Source organism: Mesorhizobium sp. URHB0026, from assembly GCF_054059755.1.
Map to the genome: position 1 here is coordinate 135,978 of NZ_JBSSCN010000001.1, position 26,652 is coordinate 162,629.

23 protein-coding genes and 2 pseudogenes are annotated in these 26,652 nt (G+C 64.0%); 14 read left to right on the forward strand and 11 right to left on the reverse strand.

Features of this window, described 5'->3' with window-relative positions; translation table 11 throughout:
* Positions 1-49: 49 nt before the first annotated feature.
* The 3 genes from rfaD to waaC are packed head-to-tail and all read left to right on the forward strand — an operon-like array spanning position 50 to position 2,957.
* Entirely contained in the window at positions 50-1,000 is a 951-nt protein-coding gene (gene rfaD / locus ACVWWD_RS00710) for an ADP-glyceromanno-heptose 6-epimerase (protein WP_352546427.1), read from the forward strand.
* A complete protein-coding gene (waaF, locus tag ACVWWD_RS00715) occupies positions 973-1,980 on the forward strand; it encodes a lipopolysaccharide heptosyltransferase II (protein WP_352546426.1) in 1,008 nt (335 codons plus the stop codon). The genes rfaD and waaF overlap by 28 nt, the downstream gene beginning before the upstream one ends.
* Positions 1,977-2,957, forward strand: coding sequence for a lipopolysaccharide heptosyltransferase I (gene waaC / locus ACVWWD_RS00720; RefSeq protein ID WP_352546425.1), 981 nt, complete (start codon positions 1,977-1,979; stop codon positions 2,955-2,957). The genes waaF and waaC overlap by 4 nt, the downstream gene beginning before the upstream one ends.
* A gap of 248 nt (positions 2,958-3,205) precedes the next feature.
* On the opposite strand, the gene greA is transcribed toward waaC, so the two are convergent.
* Both greA and ACVWWD_RS00730 read right to left on the reverse strand, forming a co-directional pair.
* Complete coding sequence (greA, locus tag ACVWWD_RS00725; protein ID WP_023767588.1) at positions 3,206-3,679, reverse strand: transcription elongation factor GreA; 474 nt, start codon at positions 3,677-3,679, stop codon at positions 3,206-3,208.
* Positions 3,680-3,947: 268 nt separating this feature from the next.
* Entirely contained in the window at positions 3,948-4,481 is a 534-nt protein-coding gene (locus ACVWWD_RS00730) for a tetratricopeptide repeat protein (protein ID WP_023770217.1), read from the reverse strand.
* 141 nt (positions 4,482-4,622) lie between these two features.
* Here ACVWWD_RS00730 and ACVWWD_RS00735 point away from each other — a divergent pair, with 141 nt between their 5' ends.
* From ACVWWD_RS00735 to ACVWWD_RS00745, 3 genes are all read left to right on the forward strand, one after another.
* The gene (locus tag ACVWWD_RS00735) at positions 4,623-5,048 is read left to right on the forward strand and encodes a DUF3775 domain-containing protein (protein ID WP_023770218.1); all 426 of its coding nucleotides are present in this window, start codon (positions 4,623-4,625) and stop codon (positions 5,046-5,048) included.
* 527 nt (positions 5,049-5,575) lie between these two features.
* A complete protein-coding gene (locus tag ACVWWD_RS00740; RefSeq protein ID WP_435053624.1) occupies positions 5,576-6,274 on the forward strand; it encodes an extensin-like domain-containing protein in 699 nt (232 codons plus the stop codon).
* A 116-nt stretch (positions 6,275-6,390) separates the two neighbouring features.
* The gene (locus ACVWWD_RS00745; RefSeq protein ID WP_352546424.1) at positions 6,391-7,197 is read left to right on the forward strand and encodes an extensin-like domain-containing protein; all 807 of its coding nucleotides are present in this window, start codon (positions 6,391-6,393) and stop codon (positions 7,195-7,197) included.
* Between the two features lie 7 nt (positions 7,198-7,204).
* Here ACVWWD_RS00745 and ACVWWD_RS00750 read toward each other — a convergent pair whose 3' ends face one another.
* Positions 7,205-7,915: a gamma-glutamylcyclotransferase gene (locus tag ACVWWD_RS00750; RefSeq protein WP_023781469.1), complete on the reverse strand. Its 711-nt coding sequence runs from the start codon at positions 7,913-7,915 to the stop codon at positions 7,205-7,207.
* A gap of 110 nt (positions 7,916-8,025) precedes the next feature.
* Between ACVWWD_RS00750 and ACVWWD_RS00755 the strand changes: the two genes are divergently transcribed.
* Both ACVWWD_RS00755 and ACVWWD_RS00760 read left to right on the forward strand, forming a co-directional pair.
* Positions 8,026-8,733, forward strand: coding sequence for an LssY C-terminal domain-containing protein (locus ACVWWD_RS00755; RefSeq protein WP_023770222.1), 708 nt, complete (start codon positions 8,026-8,028; stop codon positions 8,731-8,733).
* 94 nt (positions 8,734-8,827) lie between these two features.
* A complete protein-coding gene (locus ACVWWD_RS00760; RefSeq protein ID WP_023770223.1) occupies positions 8,828-10,138 on the forward strand; it encodes a hemolysin family protein in 1,311 nt (436 codons plus the stop codon).
* A 68-nt stretch (positions 10,139-10,206) separates the two neighbouring features.
* On the opposite strand, the gene ACVWWD_RS00765 is transcribed toward ACVWWD_RS00760, so the two are convergent.
* The 4 genes from ACVWWD_RS00765 to ACVWWD_RS00780 form a co-directional block, all read right to left on the reverse strand.
* The gene (locus tag ACVWWD_RS00765; RefSeq protein ID WP_352546423.1) at positions 10,207-11,523 is read right to left on the reverse strand and encodes an HlyD family type I secretion periplasmic adaptor subunit; all 1,317 of its coding nucleotides are present in this window, start codon (positions 11,521-11,523) and stop codon (positions 10,207-10,209) included.
* A gap of 1 nt (position 11,524) precedes the next feature.
* Entirely contained in the window at positions 11,525-13,261 is a 1,737-nt protein-coding gene (locus ACVWWD_RS00770; RefSeq protein WP_352546422.1) for a type I secretion system permease/ATPase, read from the reverse strand.
* 35 nt (positions 13,262-13,296) lie between these two features.
* Positions 13,297-14,778 (reverse strand): endo-1,3-1,4-beta-glycanase EglC, encoded by a 1,482-nt coding sequence (gene eglC, locus ACVWWD_RS00775; protein WP_352546421.1) that lies wholly within the window; start codon positions 14,776-14,778, stop codon positions 13,297-13,299.
* Positions 14,779-15,102: 324 nt separating this feature from the next.
* Positions 15,103-16,017, reverse strand: a complete 915-nt coding sequence (locus ACVWWD_RS00780; protein WP_352546420.1) for a DMT family transporter — start codon at positions 16,015-16,017, stop codon at positions 15,103-15,105.
* Positions 16,018-16,206: 189 nt separating this feature from the next.
* On the opposite strand from ACVWWD_RS00780, the gene ACVWWD_RS00785 reads away from it, so the two are divergent.
* Both ACVWWD_RS00785 and ACVWWD_RS00790 read left to right on the forward strand, forming a co-directional pair.
* Positions 16,207-16,611 (forward strand): YciI family protein, encoded by a 405-nt coding sequence (locus ACVWWD_RS00785; RefSeq protein ID WP_023770228.1) that lies wholly within the window; start codon positions 16,207-16,209, stop codon positions 16,609-16,611.
* The gene (locus ACVWWD_RS00790; RefSeq protein WP_352546419.1) at positions 16,608-17,867 is read left to right on the forward strand and encodes an RNA polymerase sigma factor; all 1,260 of its coding nucleotides are present in this window, start codon (positions 16,608-16,610) and stop codon (positions 17,865-17,867) included. The genes ACVWWD_RS00785 and ACVWWD_RS00790 overlap by 4 nt, the downstream gene beginning before the upstream one ends.
* A gap of 102 nt (positions 17,868-17,969) precedes the next feature.
* Here ACVWWD_RS00790 and ACVWWD_RS00795 read toward each other — a convergent pair whose 3' ends face one another.
* Positions 17,970-18,575, reverse strand: coding sequence for an NADPH-dependent FMN reductase (locus tag ACVWWD_RS00795; RefSeq protein ID WP_023770229.1), 606 nt, complete (start codon positions 18,573-18,575; stop codon positions 17,970-17,972).
* Between the two features lie 90 nt (positions 18,576-18,665).
* Here ACVWWD_RS00795 and ACVWWD_RS00800 point away from each other — a divergent pair, with 90 nt between their 5' ends.
* Positions 18,666-19,034: a winged helix-turn-helix transcriptional regulator gene (locus ACVWWD_RS00800; protein ID WP_023770230.1), complete on the forward strand. Its 369-nt coding sequence runs from the start codon at positions 18,666-18,668 to the stop codon at positions 19,032-19,034.
* 478 nt (positions 19,035-19,512) lie between these two features.
* Here the strand turns inward: ACVWWD_RS00800 and ACVWWD_RS00805 are convergent, their stop codons facing one another.
* Together ACVWWD_RS00805 and ACVWWD_RS00810 are read right to left on the reverse strand one after the other, a co-directional pair.
* The gene (locus ACVWWD_RS00805; RefSeq protein WP_013893544.1) at positions 19,513-19,908 is read right to left on the reverse strand and encodes an acyl-CoA thioesterase; all 396 of its coding nucleotides are present in this window, start codon (positions 19,906-19,908) and stop codon (positions 19,513-19,515) included.
* Positions 19,909-20,114: 206 nt separating this feature from the next.
* Positions 20,115-21,056 (reverse strand): phosphoribosylaminoimidazolesuccinocarboxamide synthase, encoded by a 942-nt coding sequence (locus ACVWWD_RS00810; protein ID WP_352546418.1) that lies wholly within the window; start codon positions 21,054-21,056, stop codon positions 20,115-20,117.
* A gap of 254 nt (positions 21,057-21,310) precedes the next feature.
* On the opposite strand from ACVWWD_RS00810, the gene ACVWWD_RS00815 reads away from it, so the two are divergent.
* From ACVWWD_RS00815 to ACVWWD_RS00825, 3 genes and pseudogenes are all read left to right on the forward strand, one after another.
* The gene (locus ACVWWD_RS00815; RefSeq protein WP_457103607.1) at positions 21,311-22,927 is read left to right on the forward strand and encodes a GMC family oxidoreductase; all 1,617 of its coding nucleotides are present in this window, start codon (positions 21,311-21,313) and stop codon (positions 22,925-22,927) included.
* Positions 22,924-24,139: pseudogene (locus ACVWWD_RS00820) on the forward strand (mandelate racemase/muconate lactonizing enzyme family protein). The gene ACVWWD_RS00815 and the pseudogene ACVWWD_RS00820 overlap by 4 nt, the downstream one beginning before the upstream one ends.
* Positions 24,136-25,054, forward strand: a pseudogene (locus tag ACVWWD_RS00825) (NAD(P)-dependent oxidoreductase). Before ACVWWD_RS00820 ends, ACVWWD_RS00825 begins: the two co-directional pseudogenes overlap by 4 nt.
* Before the next feature lie 93 nt (positions 25,055-25,147).
* Here the strand turns inward: ACVWWD_RS00825 and ACVWWD_RS00830 are convergent.
* Positions 25,148-26,086: a diacylglycerol/lipid kinase family protein gene (locus ACVWWD_RS00830; protein WP_352546415.1), complete on the reverse strand. Its 939-nt coding sequence runs from the start codon at positions 26,084-26,086 to the stop codon at positions 25,148-25,150.
* Between the last annotated feature and the right edge of the window lie 566 nt (positions 26,087-26,652).

A 26,652-nucleotide genomic window follows, 5' to 3' on the forward strand; every position in this document is an offset into this window, starting at 1 on the left:
GGCCAGCCTCCCTTATAAGGACCGGAATCGCACGCAACCAGAGGCCTTCATGATCATCGTCACGGGCGGCGCCGGCATGATCGGCTCCAACATCGTCGCCGCGCTCAATGCGGAAGGCCATGACGACATATTGGTCGTCGACGACCTCACCGACGGCCACAAGATCGCCAACCTGGCCGATTTGACGATAGCCGACTATCTCGACAAAAATGATTTCCTGGCCCGCATGGAGGCCGGGTCTCTTGGCCGTGTCGAGGCCGTCTTCCATCAGGGGGCCTGCTCGACCACCACCGAGTGGAACGGCAAGTTCATGATGGAGGTGAATTACGCCTATTCGAAACGGCTGCTGCATGCCTGCCAGGCACTGCGCGTGCCCTTCCTCTACGCCTCCTCCGCTTCGGTCTATGGCGGCGGATCCGAGTTTCGCGAGGAGCCGGCGCTGGAGCGGCCGCTCAACGTCTACGCCTATTCCAAGAAGCTCTTCGACGACTATGTCAGGCGCACGGTCTTCGACAGCGATCATTCGCAGGTCGCCGGCTTGCGCTACTTCAATGTCTATGGCCCGCGCGAGGCGCATAAGGGCTCCATGGCCTCGGTCGCCTTCCATCTGTTCAACCAGGTCCAGCGCGGTGAAAACCCGAAGCTATTCGGCGCCTATGACGGCTTTGGTCCCGGCGAACAGAGCCGCGACTTCATCCATGTCGGCGATGTCGCCGACGTCAATCTGTGGCTGTGGAAGCGCGGCGCCAGCGGCATCTTCAACTGTGGCACCGGTCGCGCCCAGCCGTTCCGCGCGATCGCCGAAACGGTCATCGACACGCTGGGCAAGGGCGAGATCGAGTTCATCCCCTTCCCCGACCACCTCAAGGGCAGCTACCAGAGTTTTACCCAGGCTGATATGTCCCGCTTGCGCGCGGCCGGCTATAACGGGCAATTCCGCACTGTAGAAACCGGCGTCAGAGACTATGTCGAATGGCTGAAAGCCCAACGATCCTCGTGATCGGCCCACGCTGGGTGGGCGATATGGTGATGGCGCAGTGCCTGTTCTCGGCGCTGAAGGAACTCCATCCCGATGCCGCGATCGATGTGCTGGCGCCCGCCTGGGCGGCACCTCTGGTCAAGCGCATGCCCGAAATCCGACAGCAGATCGATTTTCCGCTGAAGCCTGGCGCACTCGAATTCAGCCATCGCCGCCGTTTCGGCCGTCTGCTGCGCGGCCGCTACGACATGGCCTATGTCCTGCCGGGCAGCTGGAAGTCGGCGCTGATCCCGTTCTTTGCCCGCATTCCGCGCCGTATCGGCCATCTGCGCGAAATGCGCTACGGCCTCCTGACCGACATCGTGCCGCTGCCCGACGCCATGAAACGACGCACCGCGCAGGCCTATTTCGGCCTCGCCCAGGGTGGCGGTTTCCGCGCACCCCGGCTCACCGTCGACGCGAAAAACCAGGCCGCCCTGCTCGATCGTTTCGGCTTGGCGCCGCGGAAATTCGTAGCCCTGATGCCCGGGGCCGAGTTCGGCCCGGCCAAGCGCTGGCCAAGCGAAAGCTATGCCGGCCTTGCCCGCGAATTCATGGCCAAAGGCCTAGAGGTCGCGCTGTTCGGCTCCAAGAACGATCGCGACGTGACGGCGGAGATCGCAGCCCTTGCCCCCCGCATCGTCGACCTCGCCGGCCAGACGCGGCTGGAGGACGCCATCGACCTGATCGCGGCGGCTAGGCTCGCGGTTTCCAACGATAGCGGGTTGATGCATGTCGCGGCCGCCGTCGGTACACCCATCGTTGCGGTCTATGGCTCGACCTCGCCTGAAAACACGCCGCCGCTGGCCGAGCGTCGCGAACTGGTCTGGCTCGGCCTGTCCTGCTCGCCCTGCCACCGGAAAATCTGTCCGCTCGGTCATCTCAACTGCCTGAGGACATTGGACGTCGGGCAGGTCGCTGCGGCAGCGGACCGCCTGCTGAAAGTGTCGGCCGCGGCATGAAGGTGCTGATCGTCAAGACTTCGTCGATGGGCGATGTCATCCACACTTTTCCGGCACTTCAAGATGCCTGCCGCGCACGGCCCGATATCGCTTTCGACTGGTGCGTGGAGGAGGCGTTTGCCGGCATCCTGACGCTGCATCCGGCGATCGGCACCATCCACACTGTGGCGATAAGGCGCTGGCGAAAGAACCTCTTGGACACAAACACCTGGCGCGAGGCGGCGGCCTTGCGCCGAACCTTGCGCGAATGCCGCTACGACCTCGTCATCGATGCGCAAGGCCTGCTGAAGTCGGCCCTGGTGGCACGCCAGACGCGCGCGCCGATCGCCGGCTTCGACCGGTCGAGCGTGCGCGAGCCCTCGGCGACGCTGTTCTATGATATCACCTTTGCGGTGCCGCGCGACCTGCACGCCATCGAGCGGACACGGCGGCTGTTCGGGCTGGCGCTCGGCTATCGGCCGGACCTTTTGACGCTCGACTCCGGCATCGTGGCGCCGATCAGCATGGTCGACGGCATCGACGGCAGGACCGCGTTCCTGCTGCACGGCACTAGCCGCGAGGACAAGAAATGGCCGCTCGAGGACTGGATCGGAACCGCCCGCTTGCTGGTCGAGCGTGGCATGACGCCGCTCACAACCTGGTCGAACGAACGGGAGAAGGCGGTGGCCGAAGCGATCGCCAAGGCCGTGCCATCCACGGTCGTGGTGCCGAAGTCACCGCTGGCCGACATTGCCGCCATCCTCGGCGGCTCGACCCTGGTCATCGGCGCCGACACCGGGCTGACCCATCTCGCCAGCGCCTTCGACCTGCCGACGGTCGCCGTGTTCCTGGCGACGGAGCCGGGTCTGACCGGACCGCGCGGGCCGTATGCGTCGACGTTGCTGGCCGTGCCCGGGACGCATGTGACGCCGGCTGAGGTGGTTGCGGAAGTGGAGAGGTTGTTGATGCTTCGCCAGACCGGTCCCGGCGGAAATTGATTTATTCAATCAATTCGATCCGAAGGGCGCCGCCGCCACTCCTTGCCCTGCCGGGCATTTCTCCCCCTAAACGGGAAGAAAGAAGCTGGCCCGCAACGCCGGCGATTGGCGAAACCCTCGATGACAGCGTCCTTCTCCCCGTTTACGGCCGTTTACGGGGAGAAGATGCGGCAGCCAGATGAGGGGCCGGCGCGCCATTTGGCAATCGAGCAGAGGCAGAAAAGGCGGCGTGCCCTCGTCTTCGGTATTTAAATGAACTGCACCTGGACGATCTCATACCCCCTGGCGCCGCCCGGCGCATTCACCTCGATGGCGTCGCCGACTTCCTTGCCGATGAGCGCGCGCGCGATGGGCGAGGAGATCGAGATACGGCCTGATTTCACGTCGGCTTCCTGGTCGCCGACGATCTGGTAGGTCTTCTTCTCCTCGGTGTCCTCGTCGACCAGCACCACGGTGGCACCGAACTTGACCTTTTCGCCGCTAAGCTTGGTCACGTCGATCACCTCGGCGCGCGCGATATAATCCTCGAGCTCGTTGACGCGGCCTTCATTGAGGCTCTGCGCCTCTTTGGCGGCATGGTATTCGGCATTTTCGGACAGGTCGCCATGCGAGCGCGCCTCGGAGATCGCCTCGATGATGCGCGGCCGCTCTTCCTGCTGGCGCCAACGCAGTTCTTCCTTCAATGACGCGAACCCCTCGCCTGTCATCGGGACCTTGTTCATAGTGCCTGACCTTTCCTGCCGCCGCCCCCGCATTCGGGGGAAGCCTTGTCGTTGGGGTACAAAAAGAAAACGGTCCGGCAGCCTCGGGCTAACGGAACCGTTTCACCGCAATTTCCCTGAATATAGCAATCTTTGCGGGCTTTTCACGCCCAAAAATCGGTTTTGTGAAAATCATCCCTTCTTTTGTAGCGAGGGCGGCCGTTGGACGGAGCCGAACAAAAACGGCCGCGATCGCTCGCGGCCGCTTTGAGAAATCATGAGGGCCCGATCAGCTCCTCATGAAATGCTCGATCTGCTCGGACAGCATGCCGTATTCGCGCGAACCCTTGCCGGTGCGCTTTTCGATTTCCATCAGCTGCTGCTGGGCGCCGGCCAGGTCGCCGATCTGCAGATGCGCCTCGCCGAGATATTCGCGCACCAGCGTGTAATCGGGATCGATGCGCAGCGCTTCCTCGTAATAGCCGAGGCCGACGGTGACGCGGCCGGAATGGCGGTGCGAGTAGCCGAGATAGTTGAGGATGCGCGGATCCTGCTTGTTGGCGGCGAGGCTGAGCACGGCGATCGCCTCGTCATAGCGGCCGGCCATCGCCAGGTCATGCCCGGCATAGTAAATGCTGTCGTCGTCCAGCATGCCTTCCTGGGGTGCGACGCACTTGTTCTTCTTCTTGTCCCAGACCATGCCTTTCTTGCATTGGGTGGTCGTATTGGTGTCGCCGCCACTGCCCGCCGCAAAAACGGGAACGGCAAGGAACTGCAGAGCGATAAGCGCGCTCGCCGCGTGGATCAGCACTCTTTTATGCATAGAAACCTCCTGAGGGTGTGACAATGCAACACTAACGCCGAGCGGTCCGCGTTTCATCCCCGAAAAGATAACCTGTAGAACATGAGGTGACGGATGCCGCAAATCCGGTATCATCGGGCAAAAGACTGACGGAGAGGGCCCGTGCAGCGACGGCTCGAAAAGGACTGGGATCTCACGATCGGCCCCGATACCGTGCGGCTGTTCATTCTCAAGGCCAAGGCGCTGAGCGCGGCCGTCAACGAGGACTATGCCGACGGCGCCGAACACGAGGTCGAGTTCGACGGCGACACCCATGACAACCACCACCACGACGGCCTCGCCGAGGAAAGCTCGGAAAACCTTACCGAGGAAGAGCTGCGCGAGCTGATCAACGACCTCAATATCGACGAGGCCGCCGAGCTGATCGCGCTGGCCTGGGTGGGCCGCGGCGACTACGACGCCTCGGAATGGGCCGACGCCGTAACCGCGGCACGCGAGCGGGCCAACAAGCGCACCGCAAAATACCTGCTCGGCATGCCGCTACTCGCCGACTGGCTGGAAGAGGGGCTGGAAGCGATCGGCGCGTAACGCGGAGGTAACCGATTGTGATCGGGTCTAAGCGCCTGTCCAGGCAACTTCAGCCGGCCGGCGCCGTTTTGTGGAGAATGGCAAAGCTGAGCTTTTCTCGAGGGTACAGGATTGCATTGGCCTTAGCCGTCACGGCTCTGCTGGTCATGCCGGCCGACGCCAAACATCGTCACAAACACCATGGGCCGCTGAGCCCGCGCGTGGAGCAACCGCTGACACAGCGGGCCGATCAGCCGCTGAAACCGCGAGGCAAGCGGCAGTCGAGAGCGCGAGCCAGGCAGCATCTTGCGCCCAATCCGGCACCGCTGGCAACGCAGGATGCTCGGCCGTCCGCCGATGTTCCGGTGCCCGAGCCACGTCCGGTGGACACTCCGAAGGCGGACACCCCAAAGTCGCAAGATCAAAGCGCTGAAAATCCAAAGAGCGGCGCGGCGCCCAATCTGCCGAAGGACGAAGAGTCCCGTCAGAAAAGCCCGAAACCACCGGAACCACCAGCCGAAACGGACAGCGAGCCGGAGCCGCCTGCCGTGGCGCCGACGCCGACGCCAAAGCCCGCCACCCAGACGCCCGAACCTCAACCACCGGCCGTCGCCCCGCAGCCAACGCCAAAGCCGGCGGAAGCAGGTGGCGAGGAGAAGATGCTGCCCGATCCACGCTCGGCCGATTTTCCCGCCGACAAGATGCCGGCTGAGGAAGTCGCCTGCCGCGAGCGCCTGAACACGCTCGGCGTCGAATTCGAGGAGCGCAAGGCCGAAAGCAACCCCGAAATCGGCTGCTCGATCCCCTACCCCATCGTGCTGAAGTCGCTTGGCAAATCGATCGCGATTGGTCCGGGCACCGAGCTCAACTGCCCGATGGCCGAGGCGGCGGCGCGTTTTGCCGCCGATGTCATCCAGCCGGCGGCAAAAGCCGAATTCGGCGCCGACCTGAAATCGATCGGCCAGGCGTCGGCCTTCGTCTGCCGGCCGCGCAATGGCACGCGCAAACTGTCGGAACATGCTTTCGGCAACGCGCTCGACATTGCCAGCTTTACGCTATCCGACGGCAAGACGATCGAGGTCGGGCCGGCGCCTCCGGAAAAAGACGGCAAATTCCTCGACGCCGTGCGCAAGGCCGCCTGCGGCCCGTTCAAGACCGTGCTCGGCCCGGGCGCCGACGCCGACCACGCGCTGCACTTCCATCTCGACCTTGAGCCCCGGCGGCATGGCGGCACGTTCTGCCAATAAACGCCGTTGACGCAGGATCACCGCCGCAATTCCGCCGCAGGCATGAACGCGGACGCTGAGTTTTCCTTTACCCTTGATCGTTAAAATGCCGGATATCCAGAAGTAGGATTCCGCCAATGGCCGGCAAATTTCGCGCCGTTTTCCTCGCCGCCGCGCACCACCTGAAACCTGCGGCGCTTATGGCCGCCGGTCTTGCATTGGCTGCGGTTTCCGCCTGCAACACCGGCAGCGTGCTGTCGCTGCAGCCTGCCGTCGATGTCGGCTCGCAGACCGCGGCCGTGCCGCAATATCAGGGCATGCAGAAGCTTGTTCCGTCCAATCCCTACATGACGCAGGCCGCCTATCCGCGCATGGACGAGCCGATGTCGCCGGTCGAGCAGATTCCAGCCAGCGAAACCGATTGCCGCCAGCAGCTGAGGCGCCTCGATGTCGCCTACACCGACCTGGCACCGATCCATGAAGGCCAGTGCGGCATCGACTATCCGGTCAAGGTCACGGCTATCGGCAGCATCCAGGTGAAACCCGCGGCGACCCTGACCTGCGACATGGCCGCCACCTTCGCCGCCTGGACCAAGAACGAACTCGTTCCCTCCGCTCGCTGGCGCTATTTCTCCGGCGTCAGGACCATCCACCAGGGCTCAAGCTATTCCTGCCGCAACATTGCCGGCGAAGGCGTGCTGTCGGAGCACGGCAAGGGCAACGCGCTCGACGTCATGAGCATCGAACTCAACAATGGCGACGACATCGACGTGCGCAAACCAGGCCTGTTCGCCTTCCGCACCCGCGGCTTCCTCAACAATGTGCGCGCCGACGGCTGCCAGTATTTCACCACCGTGCTCGGCCCCGGCTACAATTACGACCACCGCAACCATTTCCATTTCGACATCAAGAACCGCAGGAACGGTTATCGCGCCTGCCGGTAGGAACAGATCATGCGTCACCGGTGGACGCGATAATTTGCCGAGCCACGAGATCCTGGATGCGCCAGAGATTCTTATCGCGAATACCGCTTTCTTCCAGCTTGCTGACGGTCCGGAACAGATACTGCGCCGACGACCCCCAGTGTCCGGCGGCTCGCGCCAGCGTGTCCGCAACCTGCTCCAACGGCAACCGTCCGGCATAGGCCTTGCCATCCGGCGCGGCGACGAAAGCCAGAGCGCGTAGCGGACCCTCCGTGGTCTTGACCTTGATCCAGCAGGGCACGTTGGTTGGCGGGTTGGCATCGATTTCCCGGCGCATAAGCTGGCCGAGCTGCCCGAAATGATCTTCATCGGGCAGCCGGTAGACGATCCCGTTGCAGCTGCCACCCCGGTCCAGCGCCAGCATCAGGGCAGGCAATTCGCGCGTCCCCCGCCAACGCGTCAGCTTCAGGCAGAACGAGCGGTGCCATCCAGGCGCCGTCGCCGGGCGCTGCTCGACAGGAACGAATTCGGGATTCCAGATCAACGAACCATAGGCGAAGACCCACAGCATTTCGGGCCGATATTCGGCAAGCAGTCGAGCGACCAACTCATCGAACTCCGCGTTGGTGTGCTCGGCCGTTCCAGGCTCGGGCCCGGGATCCGGTTCGACGCGCTCGACCCGGGCGACAAGATCCGCGGTCAACGCCATCGTTCTCAGGCCCGTCGGCTTCCGCTTCATTCCCGCCCCCACGAAAAAATGATGGCTGACGATAAACCGTCTGCTCATCTCTGGCCATTGATTTCCAGGAACCGTCAGGCAACAGATACCGCTCGGATCGAGCCGCCTTTATGAGCCAACGAAGCCTCCAGCGACGCATTGCGATCTGGGCAGCGGCCGTGCTGGGTGCCTGGCTGGCGCTCGCCTATGTCGCGGCGCCGGAATTCTGGACGTTCCGTGATCGCGGCTTTGGCGATCGGCATTTCGAGATGGTCACCCACACGCCGCAAGGCATTCCCGGTGACCCCATCAATGTCGGCCTGATCGGCACGGAGAAGGAGTTGGTCCACGCTTTCGCCGTTGCCGGCTGGGACACCGCCGACGCCGTCACCTTGAGAACCGCCATCGACATCGGTGAAAGTGTCCTGTTTTCCCGCCCCTATCCCGACGCACCGATAAGCCGTCTGCTGTTCGAAGGCCGCGCCCAGCAACTCGCTTTCGAAAAGCCGGTCGGCGACAGTGCCGACCGGCGCCATCACGTCCGTTTTTGGCGGACGGATACGGTCGGCGATGATGGCAGGCCGCTCTGGCTGGGTGCCGCCAGCTTCGATCGCGGCGTCGGTCTGAGCCATGACACGGGCGCCATCACCCATCACATCGGTCCCGACCTCGATGCCGAGCGCGACTTTATGATCGGCGATCTCAACGCCGCCGGCTTGTTGGCTTCGACCAGCGGCCTGGCAGGCATCGGCCCCACCCGGAGCGGCCGCAATGGCGGCGGCGACCCTTATTTCACCGACGGCAAGGCGATTGTCGGCGTGCTGAAGCAGTTGCCGTAACGGCAGGTCAGGTCGTGGCCCGCATCCGCTGTCATCTTTCTAAAATGGCTTCCGACTATTTTCGAAAGCCGTGCGGCAATGCTATTGAGCCCTCATGCTATACGTTGAAATCGCCACCGTGGTCGTCCTCATCTGCGTGAACGGCCTTCTGTCGATGTCCGAACTCGCCATCGTCTCATCGCGGCCGGCTCGCCTGAAGGCGATGATCGACCGCAACGTCAAGGGTGCCGGCCGCGCTTTGGCGCTTGGCTCCAATCCCGGCAAATTCCTGTCCTCCGTGCAGATCGGCATCACGCTGGTCGGCGTGCTCTCGGGCGCCTTTTCCGGCGCCACGCTAGGCCAGAGACTGGCGCAGTATCTGGCTACGGCAGGCATCCGCGAGAACATAGCCGACCCGCTCGGCGTCGGCATCGTCGTGGCCATCATCACCTATGCCTCGCTGATTGTCGGCGAACTCGTGCCCAAGCAGATCGCGTTACGCGATCCCGAGCGGGTCGCGGCACGGGCGGCGCCGGCAATGACCATCCTGGCCACCATCTCGGCCCCCCTGGTCTTCCTGCTCGATATTTCGGGCCGTGCCGTGCTCTGGCTGCTCGGCCAGCGCGGCGAAAGCGAGGAAAAGGTCACCGACGAGGAGATCAAGATGCTCGTCGCCGAGGCCGAGCATCACGGCACCATCGAATCCGACGAGCGGCGCATGATCGCCGGCGTCATGCGGCTTGGCGACCGCGCGGTGCGTGCCGTCATGTCACCGCGCACCGATGTCGACTGGATCAACCTGCAGTCCGATGATGCCACGATCCGCAAGCTTCTGATGGACACCCAGCATTCGCGCCTGCCCGCCGGCGACGGCGGGGTGGACGCCATGATCGGCGTCATCCAGACGCGCGACGTGCTGGCCGCACTGCTCGGCGGCCGCGCGCTCGACCCGCGCAAATATGTGCGCACGGCACCGATCGTGCACGACCAGGCCGATGCGCTTGATGTGTTGCAGAAGCTGAAGGAGAGCGACGTGCCGATGGCGCTGGTGCATGACGAATACGGCCACTTCGAAGGCATCGTCACCCCCGCCGACATCCTCGAAGCCATCACCGGCGTCTTCCGCTCGGACCTCGAGGCCGGCGAGGAAGAAAACGCAGTCCAGCGCGACGACGGCTCATGGCTTCTCGCCGGCTACATGCAGGCGGACGAGATGGCCGAGGTGCTCGGCATCGACCTGCCGGAGAACCGCGACTACGAGACCGTTGCCGGCTATGTGCTGTCGCACATGCACCATCTGCCGGCGACCGGCGAATGTGTCGACGCGCAGGGCTGGCGCTTCGAGGTCGTCGACCTCGACGGCCGCCGCATCGACAAGCTGATCGCCACCCGCCTGCCCAGCGGCCACCGCGAGATGGTGCGCTGACGGCATATGCCTGGTTTTCGGCCCGGCGGTTCTCGACGACGGCCAATATATTGCGCGGACGGCGAGCTCTACCGCTCGGTGAAGGCGCGGGCGAAGGAATCGAGCATCGGCCGTGCCAGATACTCCAGGAAAGTCCGGTCGCCGGTGTTGATGAACGCCTCGACCGGCGTCCCGGGATAAAGCTGCTCGGGCTTCACGCCGGACGGCAGGCCGGCGATCCTCAGCTTGGCGCGGAAATAGGGCTCATGCGTTGCCTCGTCGATGAGCCGGTCCGCGGAAATTTGCGCCACCGTGGCTGAAACCTCGGGAGTGAGCCGCGCGTTCAAGGCCGACAGCCGCAGTTTCGCCGGCTGGCCGACACGGACCTGATCGAGGTCTTTCGGCCGCAGCCTTGCATCGACGACGAGGCCCGATGCCGTGGGCAGGATCTCCATGATCTTTTCACCGGGGGCAATCACGCTTCCCTTGGAATTATATGCCGACGACACCACGATGCCTGCCGCCGGCGCCTTGATCGTCGTACGCCGCAGCACCGCCTCCGCCGCCCTGGTCTGCTCCTCGACGTCGGCCAGATTGGCGCGAACGTCGTCCAGCTTCGTCAGCGCCTCCTCGACGCGTTGCGTGGTCTGGCGCTCGATCTGCTCCTGGGCTTCGACGATCTGGGTGTTGGCCGTCGCCAGATTGGCCTCCAGCGCCCCGGCCTGCCCGACGAGATCGGCCTCGCTGCGCAACAGCTGGGAGTACTCGGTGCGGTTGGTGAGGCCCTTGTCCAGCAGGCCGGTCTTGATGCCGAGTTCGTTCTTCACGACGTCGGCTTGCTGCTGAATGGCCCGTTGCTGGGCCTGCAACCCCACCACCGATTGTCGATGCATGGCGACGCGTTGTGCCAGGATCGATTTTTCCGACCGGAACCGCGCGAGCCTGGCGTCGAATTCCTTTTGCTGTTCGCGAACCAGGATCTCGAAATCGTGCTGGAAAGGTGCCGGCGCCGCTTCGGTGATGGGCGCCATCCTGTCCAATCCGTCGCGTTCCGCCTCCAGCCGCGCCGCACTTGCCCTGAGCGCGATCGACTGCCTCACCAGCCGGTTGAGCTCGGCCTGCGCGGCCGTTGGGTCCAGCACGACCAGGTCCTGACCCTGTTGCACGCGATCGCCCTCATGGACCGGTAATTCCCTGATGATACCGCCCTCGCGATGCTGGATGCGGATGTTTCCGCCGGTCGCCGAGATCGTGCCTTGCGTGATCACCGCTCCCGACAAGGGAGCGCTGACGGCCCAATAGCCGAAGCCGCCCGCCAGCACAGCTATGGCGACGTAGCCGGTGAGGGCCACGCGTCTTATGTCGGTGCGCGGCTGGCTGTCCCAGGCGAGGCTCTGTGTCGTCATCTCACGATCCGAAACCGCCACCCGCGCGGATTGTCGGGACGAATGACCCGGTCACCACCGTGCTCTGCTGGGGGGCCTTGCCGATTACCGAGCGCCGCAGCACCTCGTCGCCAGGGCCGAAGGCTTCGACCATGCCGCCGCGCAAAAGCATCACGCGGTCGCAAGCGGCGGCGATCGCAGGGCGATGGGTGATCACGACGACTGTGACGCCCGCCGCGCGCGCGGCCGAAAGCACCGCCTCGAGCGCGGCCTCGCCGCTGCCGTCGAGATGGGAGCTGGGCTCATCGAGCACCAGGAGCCGCGGATTGCCGTAGAAGGCGCGCGCCAGGCCGATCCGTTGGCGCTCGCCCCCCGACAGGGCCCTGTCCGACGGGCCAATCATGGTCTGGTAGCCGTCGCGCTGCGCCAGGATAAGCTCGTGCACCTGGGCGCGCCTTGCCGCCTCGACGATCGCGGCGTCGTCCGCTTGCGGGTCGAAGCGGGCGACGTTTTGCGCGATCGATCCAGGAAAGAGCTCAACCTCCTGCGCGAGGTAGCCGACATGCTTTCCGAGCTGGCCTTCGTCCCAGGTCCTGAGGTCGGCGCCGTCGATCCTGATTGAGCCGCCGGTCGGTTGGGCGGCACCCACGAGCAACCGCGCCAGTGTCGATTTGCCGGCCCCACTCGGGCCGACGATGGCCAACGCTTCGCCCGCGCCGATCGCAAAGTTGAGCCGCTTGAGGATGGGTTCCGTGCCGGGTTTGGCGTTCGGTGCCATGAAGAAGACGTCCTGCACGGAAATCGCGCCAGCCGGATCGGGCAGGATCAGTTTTCGCGGCTCGGCCGGACGCATTGCGAGCGCTTTTTCCAGCCGCGTCCACGCCCGCCGCGCGTCGGCGATCTGCCGCCAGGCGCCGATCAGCTGGTCGAGGGGCTGCAGCGCGCGCGACGACACCAGCGAGGAGGCGAAGATCATGCCGGCCGTCATCTGCCCCTGCAGCACCAGCCATGCGCCGGCGCCGAGGATCGCCAGCTGCAGCACCATGCGCAACGCCCGCGAGGCGCCGCTGAAGATCGCATTGGCGCTCGAGGAACGGTCATGGAAGGTAAGCGCCGCCGCCACGTGCCGTCCCCAGACCAGGGAGGCATTCTGCACCATGCCCATGGCGCGCAGCGTCTCGGCATTGCGGGCAAAGGCCTGTTCCGCCTGGCTGGCCAACGCCGAACGCTCCGCGGACAAGGCATCGTTCCTGCCGATCGCAAGCTGGTTGGCAACGACCAGGAAGAGCAAAAGCACCGCGCCGGCGACCGTCACCCAGAACAGCACCGGATGGATGAGATAGAGCAAGGCGAGGAAGACAGGGGCGAAAGGCAGGTCGAACAGCACCGCCACGCCGCGTGACCTGATGAAGGCGCAGACCGAAGCGAGATCGCGCAGCGGCGACAGGCCGCCGGCATATCTCGCGCCGAGCGAAATGGCGAAGGTGCTGGCACCCAGCTTGCGGTCGACTGTCGCCGCGACGCGCTGCGTGTAAACGGCGCGGATCGCGTCAAGCAGCCCGAGAAAGGCGAGCGCGAGCACCGCGATAGCTGAAAGATAGACAAGCGTCTCGACGCTGGAGGACGGCAGCACGCGGTCATAGACCTGCAGCAGGTAGAGCGGAATCACCAATAGCAGAATGTTGATCAGCAGCGAGAAGACGCCGACATCGGCGATGGCGCGCAGGAAGACCGGACGCAGGCCGGACGGTCCAGTCATTTCCGCATTTCCCGCCGCTGCATGATCCCGGGACCTTACGCGTGGCCCCCGAATTCGGAACCGCCGTGCAGCGTGCTGCTGGCGATGCTATGCGTGGCGGTGCTGGTGGCGGTGTGCAACGCGCTCGCCGGCGCGTTGTCCAGCGTATAGGCGCGGATATAGTCGATCTTCATCTCGGCAGGCGTCGCCAGATGATCGGGAGGCGCGCCGGCAAGGCCGCCGACCGCGAGATCGGCCAGCATGTACATGGGCTTGTGCATATCGGATGGCGTCGCCGCTTCCGCGACCTGGACACCGTCATAGGTCCAGACGAGCTTGTCCGGGGTCCACAGCAGCCCATAGGTGTGGAAGCCGGCGGTATCCATGGTGTTCACCATCGACGTCACCTTGGTGTGGGTTCCCGTTTCATTCGAATGCGCCGTCATGATCAACGAGTTCGGGTCCTGCCCGCGCGTTTCGATCACATCCAGTTCCGGCGGCCACGAGCCGTCTGCCGGGAGCAGCCAGAAGGCCGGCCACGCGCCGGCGTTCTCGGGCAGGTCGGCGCGCATTTCGAAATAGCCGTAGGTTTGTGAGAAGGTGCTGTGCGTGTTGAGGATACCTGACGTGTATTCGTAGTTGTTGATCAGGGGCTTGATGTCGGCTGGCGCCTGCGCGGCGGTGATGGTGAGCACGCCGTTGTTCACGCTGAACGGGTGGACGGAACTCGTCGGCCCGTAATTGGCGTCGATATACCATTGCAGCTCGCCATTGCTGGTCAATGTGCTGCCGTTCGGCGCTCCCCATGAGAAATTGGTATCCCACGTGCCACTCTGGGCGTTGTGAAGATTGAGCGTGTTGAAATCGTCGCTGAAGGACAGCTTCATGCCGGACAAGTCGATCGGCAATTCGAACTGGTTGGGCTGCAGCTTGTCGACGGTCGTGTCCTTGAACTCGAGGATCTCGCCGGATCCGAGATTCAGCAGCACGTTCGATCCCGCCTGGATCAGGTGCGAGTGAACGGCATCGAACGACGTGAACCCATATCCATTGAGGCGGACGGCGTCGGTGGCGGCAAAATTGGCGATCAGGTCGCTGCCGTTGCCTTTCGAGATGACGAACGTGTCGTAGCCGCCGCCGCCATCGATCAGCACGTCGTTTCCCGCGCCGCCGTCCAGCGTCTGGTGCCCGGCCTTGGCGGTGATGATGTTGTCCAAACCGTTTCCGAAAGCGTAGTTATTGGGGTTTGTGACGATGAGGTTCTCGACATTGGCGGGGAGCTTGTAGCTCATCCACGTGCTGATCGTGTCGATGCCTGCACCGGCGCCCTCGGCCACCTTGTTGCCCGCCCCATAGAGGTAATAGATGTCATCGCCCGTGCCGCCATGCATGGTGACGTTGAGATTGCCCGCTCCGTAAAACGAGTCATTTCCCGCGCTGCCGTACAAGTCGGGCCCGGCCCCAGGCGCCGAGAACCAGTGGTTGGACGTGCCGCTATAGGGAAGAGGAACACCCACGGCGTTGACGAAGAAGCTCATCGGATACATCCTCCTCGTGAGGCCTGGCCGCCTCGAACCGTCGCTTAAAATTTCCGGATGGCCACGTAGGACCAATGCTGAAAGGAACGAGTTTCGTTCCAGGGAATCATTACACAATCCACCATATCATCGATCTTTCGGAAGACATATACTTATTATTCGGGGAAAGAGCGTCGCTTGAGCAAGGCTATTTAGTAAAATGGTGTATAAACTCTAAATTGCAAAGGATCTACTTAGATGAATGATCTACTTAGATGACCGCTATCCTCCTCCGGACTCATCAGCCTTCCTCTTAGGCGCATGGCGGGCGGGAAGCTTACGCCATCAGAGAGCAGCTTCGATCGGCTCGGCAAGCCTGGGATTTGAGCGTGCCGCGATCAGGCAACTGGTGACGATGAGACCCGCTCCCGCCAGCGTGGTCCAGGTCACCGCCTCGTCGAAGAAAAGCCAGCCAAGGGCGATCGCCCAGATGAAGGCGGAGTATTCCGTCGGAATCAGATACTGCGCTTCGGCCCGCGCATAGGCCCAGCTCATCAGGAATTGGCCGGCGAGCGACAGCGCCGTCACCCCGGCGAGCGGAAGCCAGAGCTCACGCGGCAGGACAATGGCCAGCCAGGGTGACGCGAGACCAAGGAAGACCGCCACGCAAAGGTTCTGGAACAGCATGATCTCGATCGGCTTGGCCACCAGCGCCTGCTGCCGCGCGAGGATCAGATTGTAGGCATAGAATACCGTCGACACCAGCACCGCCGCCGTGCCGAGCAAGGCATCCCTGGCATGGCTTGTCTGCCCGAACTGTCCGCCGACGATGATTATGACGCCCGCAATGCCGGCCAGCGAGGCCCAGATCGCCTGACGCTGTATTCGTTCGCCGAGCAGCAGCGCCGCGAGCAGCAGGGCAAACAGCGGCGCCACGAAACTGAGTCCGATCGCCTCCGCCAGCGGCAGCCGGGCAAGCCCCCAGAAGAAGGACAGCAGGACAAAGCCGACGACCGCGGCACGCAGCGCATGCAGCCTGAGCACGGAAGGCGCGGGTAGCGTGCGCGGTCCCGCCGACCAGCCGGCGCCGGCAACCACGGTCGCCAGCATGCTGCGCCATAGCACCGTGTTGTAGACGCCGACGGCAAGGACCAGGACCTTCATCGCCGCGTCCATCCCTGACAGAAGGAAGATGCCTAGGGCGCAGACAAGCACCGGGATCGTGGGAGAAACGGCGCCTGCCAGGCTGGAAGACTTCACGAGGCCCCCTCATGTGGTGGATCGCAGCTGGATATATCAGGGCGGACCGGCGGGGCCAGGTGGCAGCCCCGCCGATATGGCGGTCCACGTTGCTGCCGGAGTGATCGGGGCCTGAATTTTCTTCGCGCTGTCGATTCCGCAGTTGCCCGTTCGTCATATGATCGAACCAACCCAAACAAGGAGAAAGACATGCGATTCATGATGCTGATGATCCCCGCCGGCTACGCGCAGGCGACGCCCGATGTCAGGCCCGGCGCCGAGGCCGTGGAAGGGATGATGAGATACAATCACGAGCTGAAGAAAGCCGGCGTGCTGCTGGCGCTCGACGGGCTGCATCCGCCATCCTCCGGAGCGCGGGTCAGCTACAAGGGCGGCAAGCCTGTGGTCGTCGACGGCCCCTTCGCCGAGGTCAAGGAGGTTCTTGGCGGTTATTGGGTGATCGACGTGCGCTCGCGCGACGAAGCCATCGAATGGGCTCGCCGCTGCCCCGCCGGGGAGAATGACGTGATCGAAATCCGCCAGGTTTTCGAAATGAGCGAATTTCCCGAGGACGTCCAGAAGGTGGCGGAAGGCTTTGGCGAGTTGAAGGCTTGACGGCCAGCGCAACCGTCGAAGCCGTCTGGCGGATCGAGCAGCCAAAGCTCACCGCCAGACTGGCACGCACCCTCAGGGATGTCGGACTGGCCGAGGAAATCGCGCAGGACGCCTTCCTGCTGGCGTTGGAGCGCTGGCCTCGCGACGGCATTCCGCGCAATCCGGCCGCCTGGTTGACGCAGGTCGCCAGGAACCGGGCGCTCGACCGGCTGCGCCGCACCACCATGATCGACGGCAAGCATCGCGAACTCGCTGTCGACTTGACCGAGCTGCAGCGCGAGATGCCCGACGTCGAGGCGGCGCTCGACGAGGATATCGACGACGACCTTTTGCGGCTGATCTTGACCGCTTGCCATCCCGTCCTGCCCGCCGAGCAGCGTGCCGCGCTTGCCTTGCGGCTCTTGGGCGGGCTGTCGACGCCGGAGATCGCCCGCGCCTTCCTGGTGTCCGAAGCCACCGCCGCCCAACGCATCGTGCGCGCCAAGCGAGGCCTTCGCGATGCCGCCGTCCCGTTCGAGACCCCGCGCGCGGAAGAGCGCCGCGAACGCCTCACGACTGTGCTGGAGGTGGTTTATCTCATCTTCAACGAGGGCTATGTGGCCACCGCGGGACCGGACTGGCTGCGTGCCGATCTATGCGGCGAGGCGCTGCGCCTCGGCCGCTCGCTGGCGGCGCTGGTACCTGATGAGCCCGAGGTGCAAGGGCTGGTGTCGCTGATGGAGTTCAATGCCTCGCGCTTCGCCGCCCGGACCGACAAGGCGGGCGACCCGATCCTGCTGCTCGACCAGGACCGCGGCCGGTGGGACTGGTCGCTCATGCGGAGCGGCCTCGACGGCCTGAACCGCGCCATGGCCCTGACATCGGCGCCCGGCCCCTATCTGCTGCAGGCGATGATCGCGGCTTGCCATGCGCGCGCGGTCACCGCCGCGGATACCGACTGGATCGCGATATCCGCCTACTATCAGGCGCTTGCGCTCTCGGCCCCCTCGCCCATCGTCGAAATCAACCGCGCCGTGGCGGTCGGCATGGCGTTCGGCCCGGCGCAAGGGCTCGCCATCGCCGAGGCGCTGAACGACGAGCCGCGCCTGAAGGACTCGCATCTCTTGCCCACGGTGCGCGGCGATCTCCTCGAGAAGCTCGGCCATGGGGCGGAAGCCAGTGCCGCGTTCCGCCACGCCGCTGAATTGACCGGCAATGACAGGGAACGCGCCCTGCTGCTTGCCCGCGCCACGGCGGCCGCCGGTCGGGACCTTTAGTTGGCACTCCGCCGCCAACTTCTTTGCAAGAACGCAGCCAACGAAAAAAGGGCGACGCAAGCGCCGCCCGTATCCCTTGGGAGGATAATCCCGTCCGGCGGATCAGGCCGCCTGGGCTTCTCCGGCGATGGCGTCGGCGGCGCGGGCGGCCTTCAGCACCTTGGCCCACCAGGCGACGTCGTTGACCAGCGCGGTGGCGGCCTGGTTCAGGTGCTCGAGATCTTCGAGCTTCTTCTCGCCCTGGCGCACGGCGAGGAAATCGCCCCAGGCGATATGGACTGCGGACTTGACCGGCGCCATCTGCAATTCGACGGCATGGAGACGAAGCTGTTCGACGGCGCGGGCGCCACCGACGCTGCCATAGCCGACAAATCCGGCCGGCTTCTTGTTCCACTCGTTGGCGGCGTAGTCGATGGCATTCTTCAGCACGGCCGTCGGACCGTGATTGTATTCGGCGGCGGTGAAGATGAAGCCGTCCAATCCTGCGACCTTCTTCTGCCAGCGCTGTGCGACTTCGTTCTGCGACGGCGCCCAGGCGGAGGACGCGACCTCATCGAAGAAGGGCAGCGGAAAGTCGCGCAGATCCACAATTTCGACATCGATGTCGGCATGTGCCTTGGCGATCTTGGCGATCCACTGCGTCGGCACGTCGGCGAAGCGGGCGGCGCGCGTCGAACCGACGACAATAGCAATTTTGGGCTTGGACATAAGGGGCTCTCCTTGCGGGAATTTTTGGTATCATTTGGATACCGGCGCTATATGTGATACTGATAATTTGATGCGCAAGGAGGCACGTTTTTGTTACTGAGGCACCCGCATAACACCGAGGACTGCCGCGCAGTATCGGAAATCCTGCAGCGCGTCGGCGACAAATGGACCGTGCTCGTGGTCGGCAAGCTAGGTGGCGGACCGCTGCGCTTCAACGAGTTGCGCGCCGCCGTCGGCGGCATCTCGCAGAAGATGCTGACCACCACGTTGCGCGGCCTGGAGCGCGACGGCTTCGTCACCCGCAAAGTGTTTCCGACCATTCCACCGCGCGTCGACTACGAGCTGACGGAGCTCGGTCACGAGTTGCTGGTGCCCGTCGGCGCGCTTGGCGAATGGGCACGCAAGAACACCCAGCGCGTTCAGTCGGCGCGCGCTAGGTTCGACGACATGCATGCCTGAAACCCTTGCGCGGCAAGGGGTCCAAATTCGCACCAAGCGGCACTAGCTGCTGCTGCCGGAGTAAAGGTTCCCTGAAAGCGACTTGGGGATTTTGTCTATGGCGCTCGATGCCGGTCCAACGCCCCGGTACCCTCGACGGACCGCATTCCAACGGCAGCCAGTCAGGCACTTCGCACCAACGCTCCGCAAGGCGTCTGGCTGCAGAGCGTGCACGTCGCTATCAGCTGCTTAGCATCCGTCGTGTCATGCAGGCAGGCGGTGCGCCCAAGGTCCTGTTTGACTTCGGCGTAAGCGGTTATGCCGAGCAGGCAGACCAAGGCCACGAGAGCTGCCGCAAGCCAGCCGTTCAACAGGTGTTGACTCATTGTCTTCCTCCGGTGCCCCGCAGAATTGCGCGTGGAAGGCAACGGCAGGATGTCGCTGAACGCATCGCTTCGCTCCGGCGATGTTACAAATGCCCCGGCTTGGCGGTGTGGAATCAGCTCTCGGCGGGAACCGCCTTCGGCTTGCCCTCGCCGTCGAGCGCCACCATGACGAAGTCGGCGTGCGTCACCTTTTCCATCAGGTCGGAAAGATAGCGCTGCGCCCAGGCCTCGACCTTGAGCGTCATCGAGGTGCGGCCGACGCGTTCGACATGGGTGTAGATGCACAGCGTGTCGCCGATCTTCATCGGCTTGGCGAAGGACATTTCCTTGACCGCCGCCGTCACCACGCGGCCCCTGGCGCGCTCTGCGGCGCGGATGCCGCAGGCAAGATCCATCTGCGCCATCACCCAACCGCCGAAAATGTCGCCGGCGGCATTGGCGTCCGAAGGCATGGCCAGGGTACGCAGCGTCAGGTCTCCGATCGGCCGTCCGTCCGCGTACTGCACCATGGGAGCATCCTTAAGCAGTGATGGTCATCAATCCCGTATCGCCGCCATGGGACTAGGTCAACGCGCGGCGGCCGCTGTTTCCTCGCCCCAAGGCCATAGGCTAACCTGGCATTCGCCCGGTTGGGCCTGGTTTTCAGCGGCTTCGGGTGTCAGGGAGGATTTCTCCCAATCGCCTAGGAATGCAGTTCCTGGAGATCGCACCTCTCTCAAAAATAACGTGCAAGGTTAGCGCGGATGCGGTCGAGAACAGTGTCGCCGGAAATGTCGGGAACGAATGCCTTGCCGGTGATCGCCTCGTAAGCCTGGGCATACACCTTGGAGGCCTGTTCGACGATCTCGTCCGGAATCCTCGGGATCGGGTCCTTGTAGGGATCGCAGCGCGCCGTCACCCATGAGCGGATGAAATCCTTGTCGAAGCTCTCCGGCCGCGTGCCATCAGCCAGCGCCTGTTCATAGCTCGCCGCGATCCAGTAGCGGCTGCTGTCGGGCGTGTGGATTTCGTCGGCGAGAATGACCGTCCCGTCCTTGTCTGTGCCGAATTCGTATTTCGTGTCGGCCAGAATCAGGCCGCGTTCGGCCGCGCGCGCCTGGCCACGGGCGAACAGCTTCAGGGCATAATCCGAAACCGTGTCCCACTGCTCCTGCGTGAGCAGGCCCTGCTCCAGGATCTCGTCCCTGGCCAGCGGCTCGTCATGTCCGCCGCCGGCCGCCTTGCTGGTTGGGGTGATAATGGGTTCGGCCAGCTTCTCATTGTCGCGCAGGCCACCTGGCAGGCGCATTCCATACATGTCCCGTTCGCCGCGTCGGTAGCGGGTCAGGATCGAGGTGCTGGTGGTCCCCGCCAGATAGCCGCGCACGACGATCTCGACCGGCAGTATGTCGAGCCTTGTGCCGACGACGACGTTGGGGTCGGGGTATTCCAACACATGGTTCGGACAGATGTCGGCCGTTTCCTCGAACCAGTACCGCGCCGTCCGGGTCAGGATCTCTCCCTTGAACGGGATCGAGGTCAGGATAATGTCGAAGGCGCTGAGGCGGTCGGTGGCGATGATGATACGCCTGCCGTCGGCCAGGTCGTAGTTCTCCCGGACCTTGCCTTTGTAATAGCCCGGCAGTTCGGGAATGAAAGCATCCGACAGGACACGCATGGGTTCTCCTGCCTTGCGCAGAGTGGGCAGAGCATGATTCCAAAAAGTTGCAGATTCTTCGACAAAATCATGCGCCAAGTAAGATCACCGCATAGTCCGTCGACCCCATGCATATCAAGTGCGATTGTCGGCATTCCCCGAAAGCAGCCCGGGATACCAGTCGCTTTTTTCACAACCGATGCCGGAAGGCGCGGCGACGCGGCGAACCCATGGCGTCTAGGCTGCGCCAGATTTCCGGAGCCGCCATTTTCATCATGCAGACCCATGACTTCATCATCGTCGGCTCCGGCTCGGCCGGCTCGGTTCTGGCCGACAAATTGTCGGCCTCGGGCCGCTTCTCGGTGCTGGTGCTGGAAGCCGGCGGCAGCGACCGGCGTTTCTACGTGCAGATGCCGCTCGGCTATGGCAAGACCTTCTTCGATCCTGCGGTGAACTGGAACTACAAGACCGAGCCGGATCCCGGCCTCGGCGGCAATGTCGACCACTGGCCGCGCGGCAAGCTGCTTGGCGGGTCGAGCTCGATCAACGCCATGGTCTGGATCCGCGGCGCCCGCGAAGACTTCGATGACTGGCGCGCCGCCGGCAATCCCGGCTGGGGCTATGACGATCTGTTGCCGGCCTTCAAGGCGCTCGAGGACAATGAAGCCGGTGCCGACGCATGGCGCGGCAGCGGCGGTCCCCTGCATATCAGCGACACAACTGATGCCGTCCACCCGCTGACGAAGCGCTATCTCACCGCCGGCCAGCAGGCCGGCCTGCCGCTCAACCCCGATTTCAATGGTGCTGCCCAGGAAGGCATCGGCATCTACCAGATCTCGACCAAGAACGGCCGCCGCATGTCGGCCGCCCGTGCCTTCCTGCGCCCGGCGATGAAGCGCGCCAACGTGCGCGTGGAGACCAACGCGCTGGCAAGCCGCATCCTGTTCGAAGGCAAGCGCGCCGTCGGCATCGAGTATTTGCAGAACGGCCAGACCAAGACGGCCCGCGCCGGCCGCGAAATCATCCTGTCCGCGGGCTCGATCAACTCGCCGCAGATCATGCAGCTCTCCGGGGTAGGCCCGGCGGCGCTGCTCAAAGGCTTGGGCATCCCGGTCGTGCACGGCAACGAGAATGTCGGCGCCAATCTGCAGGACCATGTCGGCATCAACTACACCTTCAAGGGCAAGCTGCCGACGCTCAACCAGATCCTGCGTCCCTGGTGGGGCAAGCTGTTGGTCGGCATGCAATATATCCTGACCCGCTCCGGCCCGCTGTCGCTGTCGATGAACCATGGCGGCGGCTTCTTCCGCACCGATCCGGCATTCTCCCGGCCCAACATGCAGCTCTACTTCCAGGCCTTCTCGACCCTCATCCCGAAGAACGGCGAGCGTCCGATCCTGACGCCGGACCCGTGGCCGGGATTCTCCATCGGCCTGTCCAACTGCCGGCCATCGAGCCGGGGCCAGATCATGATCCGCTCCAGCAATCCCCTCGACTATCCCAAGATCGTCGCCAACGCCTATTCCACCAATGCGGACGTGACCGAGATGCTCGACGCGGTGAAGTTCGTGCGCAAGATCGCCTCGATGCCCGCCATGGCCGAGATCATCGCCGAAGAGGTGCTGCCCGGCCCGTCGATCCGGTCCGACGCCGACCTGATCACCGATTTCAGGAAACGCTCCGGCACCGTCTATCACCCGGTTTCGACCTGCCGCATGGGACCCGACCCCTCGCGCGCCGTCGTCGATCCGCGCCTCAAGGTGCACGGGCTCGAAGGCTTGCGCATCATCGACGCCTCGATCTTTCCCGACAACATCACCGGCAACACCAACGCCGCCTCGGTTATGACCGGGTGGAAGGGCGCCGAACTGGTTCTGGAGGACCACACATGAAGATCACCGACGTCAAGACATGGGTTGTCGGCAACCCGCCACCCGGCATTGGCGGCAAGTATTTCATCTTCGTCAAGCTCACCACCGATGGCGGCGTGGTCGGTTATGGCGAAGCCTACAACGCCACCTTCTCCGCCCATGTCACGGCCAAGCTCGTCGAGGACATGGCCGAGCGCTATCTGATCGGCCACGATCCGCACGACATCGAGAACTTCTTCCGCCGCGCCTATTCCTCCGGTTTCACCCAGCGCCCCGACGTGACCGGCATGGGTTGTTTTTCCGCACTCGAAATGGCCTGCTGGGACATCATCGGCAAGGAGGCCAACAAGCCGGTCTACAAGCTGCTCGGCGGCCAGGTGCACGAGACGCTTCGCTCCTACACCTATCTCTATCCGCACACCGGCAGCGTCCATTCCGAGGATGCGCCGGACGGCAGGAATGTTTACAACGACCCGGAGATGGCGGCGGCCTGCGCGCTCGAATATGTCGAGCAGGGATTCAATGCCGTCAAGCTCGACCCGGCCGGCCCCTACACCGCCTTCGACGGCCACCAGCCGCGCCTCGTCGATATCGATGTCTCCACCCGCATGATCAAGGGCCATCCGCGAGGCGGTCGGCACCCGCGCCGATATCCTGTTCGGCACGCACGGCCAGTTCACCGCATCGGGCGCGCTGCGCATGGCGCGCGCCATCGAGCCCTATGATCCGCTGTGGTTCGAGGAGCCGGTGCCGCCCGACATGCCCGAAGTGATGGCGCAGGTCGCCCGCGCGACCTCGATCCCGATCGCCACCGGCGAGCGGCTGACGACCAAATCCGAATTCGCCCGTGTCATTGAGAACCGCGCCGCCACCATCCTGCAGCCGGACCTCGGCCGCTCCGGCGGCATTCTGGAAACCAAGAAGATCGCGGCAATGGCCGAGGCCTATCACATCCAGGTCGCGCCGCATTGCTATTGCGGGCCGATTGTCGGTGCCGCCAACATCCAGCTCGCGGTGACGCTGCCCAACTTCCTCATCCTCGAATCGCTGAAGCAGTGGGACGGTTTCCACGCCACGCTGTTGAACAAGAAGATCCAGTGGCAGGACGGCAATGTCATCCCGTCGAAGGAGCCGGGCCTCGGCGTCGAGCTCAACGAGGCGGTCTGCGACGCCCATCCCTACACCGGCAAGGACCTGCATCTGCAGATGATGCAGACGCCGCTGATGCCGTGAGCGAGAGCTACGCCTTCATTGGCCTTGGCCATCTCGGCGGCAACCTTGCCGCCAGCCTGATCCGCAACGGCTTTGCCGTCACCGTCGTCGACCGCGACCCCGCAGCCGTCGAGCGCCTTGTCGCGCTCGGCGCGACGGCCGCCAACAAACCGGCCGAAGCCGCGGCGCGGGCCGGCAATGCCATCACGTGCCTGCCTTCGCCAAAAGTCAGCGAGGCGGTGCTGGCCGGCCCGGGCGGATTGCTGGAAGGGCTGCCCAGGGGGGGCATATGGATCGAGATGTCGACCAACGGCCGCGACGAGATTTTGCGGCTGGCCGCCCTCGCCTCGGCCAAGGGGATCGAGACGTTGGAATGCCCGGTCACCGGCGGTGTGCATCTGGCGGCCCGTCGGCAAGATCACCGCGCTGGTCGGCGGTCACGCCACCCTCTACCAGCGTCACCGTCCAGCCATCGAAGCGATGTGCGCCAAGTCGTTCCTGATGGGCCCGATCGGCTCCGCGGCGGTAATCAAGGTCATCACCAACATGCTGGCCTTCATCCATCTGGTCGCCGCCGGCGAGGCGCTGATGCTGGCCAAGCAAGGCGGGCTCGACCTTGCGCAATCCTACCACGCCATCGTCGCGTCTTCAGGCAACAGCTTCGTCCACGAGACCGAAAGCCAACTGGTGCTGAACGGCTCCTACGATATCGGCTTCACCATGGACCTGGCGCTGAAGGACCTTGGCTTCGCGCTGACCATGGCCGAACAATCCGGCGTGCCGCTCGATCTGGCGTCACGCGTCAATGCGATTTTCGAGCAGGGCAAGGCGGCTTATGGCGGCGACGCCTGGTCGACCCAGATCGTTAAATTGCTTGAGGATACCGTCGGCACCGACCTGCGCGCGCCGGGTTTTCCGGCCAGACTGGAAGTTTGATCGGTGATCCGAAAACGAAGCAATTTCACCCACTTGAATAGATAGCCGGATTCAGTTCCGGAAAGACTTGAACCAGACCCTCAACGCCTTGATTCAATATCTCACCATCAACGCACCAGGCAGGATCTCGAAGGTCGCGGGAATGCGTCCGGGCGACTCGCCGTCTATGTCGACCAGCGCGCCATTCTTCTCGACGTCGCCGAGCGGTTCGACAACCACTTTCCTGCCGCGCAGGATGGTGATCGCTGGATGATTGCGGTGCCGCCCGCCATAGAGCAGGCGGATGTCCCAGATCAGCTTCAGCTTGCCCGCCGCGCGCAGGATGACGATGTCGAACTGTCCATCGGTCAGTTCCGCATCGGGCGCGATCATCATGCCGCCGCCGAAGAATTTGCCGTTGGCCACCGCCACCAGCGCCATGCGCGCCTCGACCGGCGTGCCGTCATCGACGGTGATTCGCACGTCCTGGAAGCGGTAGCGGATGAACTCGACCACGGTGCGCCACAGGAACAGCGCCTTGGCCGACATCCTGCCCTTGCGCTTATCGGCATTGACGGCGCGGTCGGTGGCGCCCGACAAGCCAAGGCTGGCGATGTTGATGAAGTGGCGGCTGGCCAGCGCGCCATGGTCGTCGATATAGCAGATGCGGCCGGCATCCACCGCCCTGGCCTTCGCCTCGGCAATCCGTTTCAGCGTCGCGTCGATCTCCTTCGGCAGGCCGAGGCCGCGCGCGAAATCGATGCCGGTGCCGCAAGGCAGGAGGCCGAGCTCGGTTGTCCTGCCGCCCTCCTCTCGGGCCTGGAGCAAGCCGTCGGCCACCTCGCTCGCCGTGCCGTCGCCGCCGGCCGCGATCACCAGGTCGAAGCCGTTTGCCGCGAGATCGAGCGCCAGCCGCTCGGCGTCGCCTTCGGCCTGCGTCTCGCGCAGTTCGAAATCGCCGAAGTGCTTTTTCAGCGCGGCGGCGACGTCAGGCCAATGCCGTTTCAGCCGGCCGCCACCAGCAATCGGATTGAGCACCACCCCGACCTTCAAGTTTCGCCCTCCCCGGCGCCGGACATGGATGCCCGATCCTTTGCCGGCATTCAAACTCGTACCGGGCGGCGGAGCAAGGGCGCGTTCGGCCATGAATGCCAAAAAGCGCGGGGCAGGCTGTCCAAGGCGGTCGCGCTTGAACTTCCCTGGCTTCTGGCATTGGTCCCCGATAATCCCGCTATCCACAGGGGTCCGGCCATTCCCCAAACCCCTTACCCGGCGTAAGTTCAACCCATCTCAGGCGGCTACCGATCATCAAGCCGAAAGGCGAAGTGAAAGGCGGATTTCCTGAGGCCCGTACGGCCCGAAACGAGAGCAGGCTTGCTTGTTCAAGGGACGGAAGCCGAGACCTACGGGGCCGCGGAAAGCGTGCCAACGCCGACGGCGGACCGATGCTGCCATGAAGGACGGCAAAAACCTTCGATGGCACGCAGGGCAAAGCCCGCCAGGGCCAAGACCGGCGTGGTCTGGAACGGATGCTGCTCTCGGGTGGCTTCTGGCAGGACCGTCAAAATCAAGGCCGGCATGGCGCGACGACTTTACGGAAGTTGCTGCCGCGACCGTGT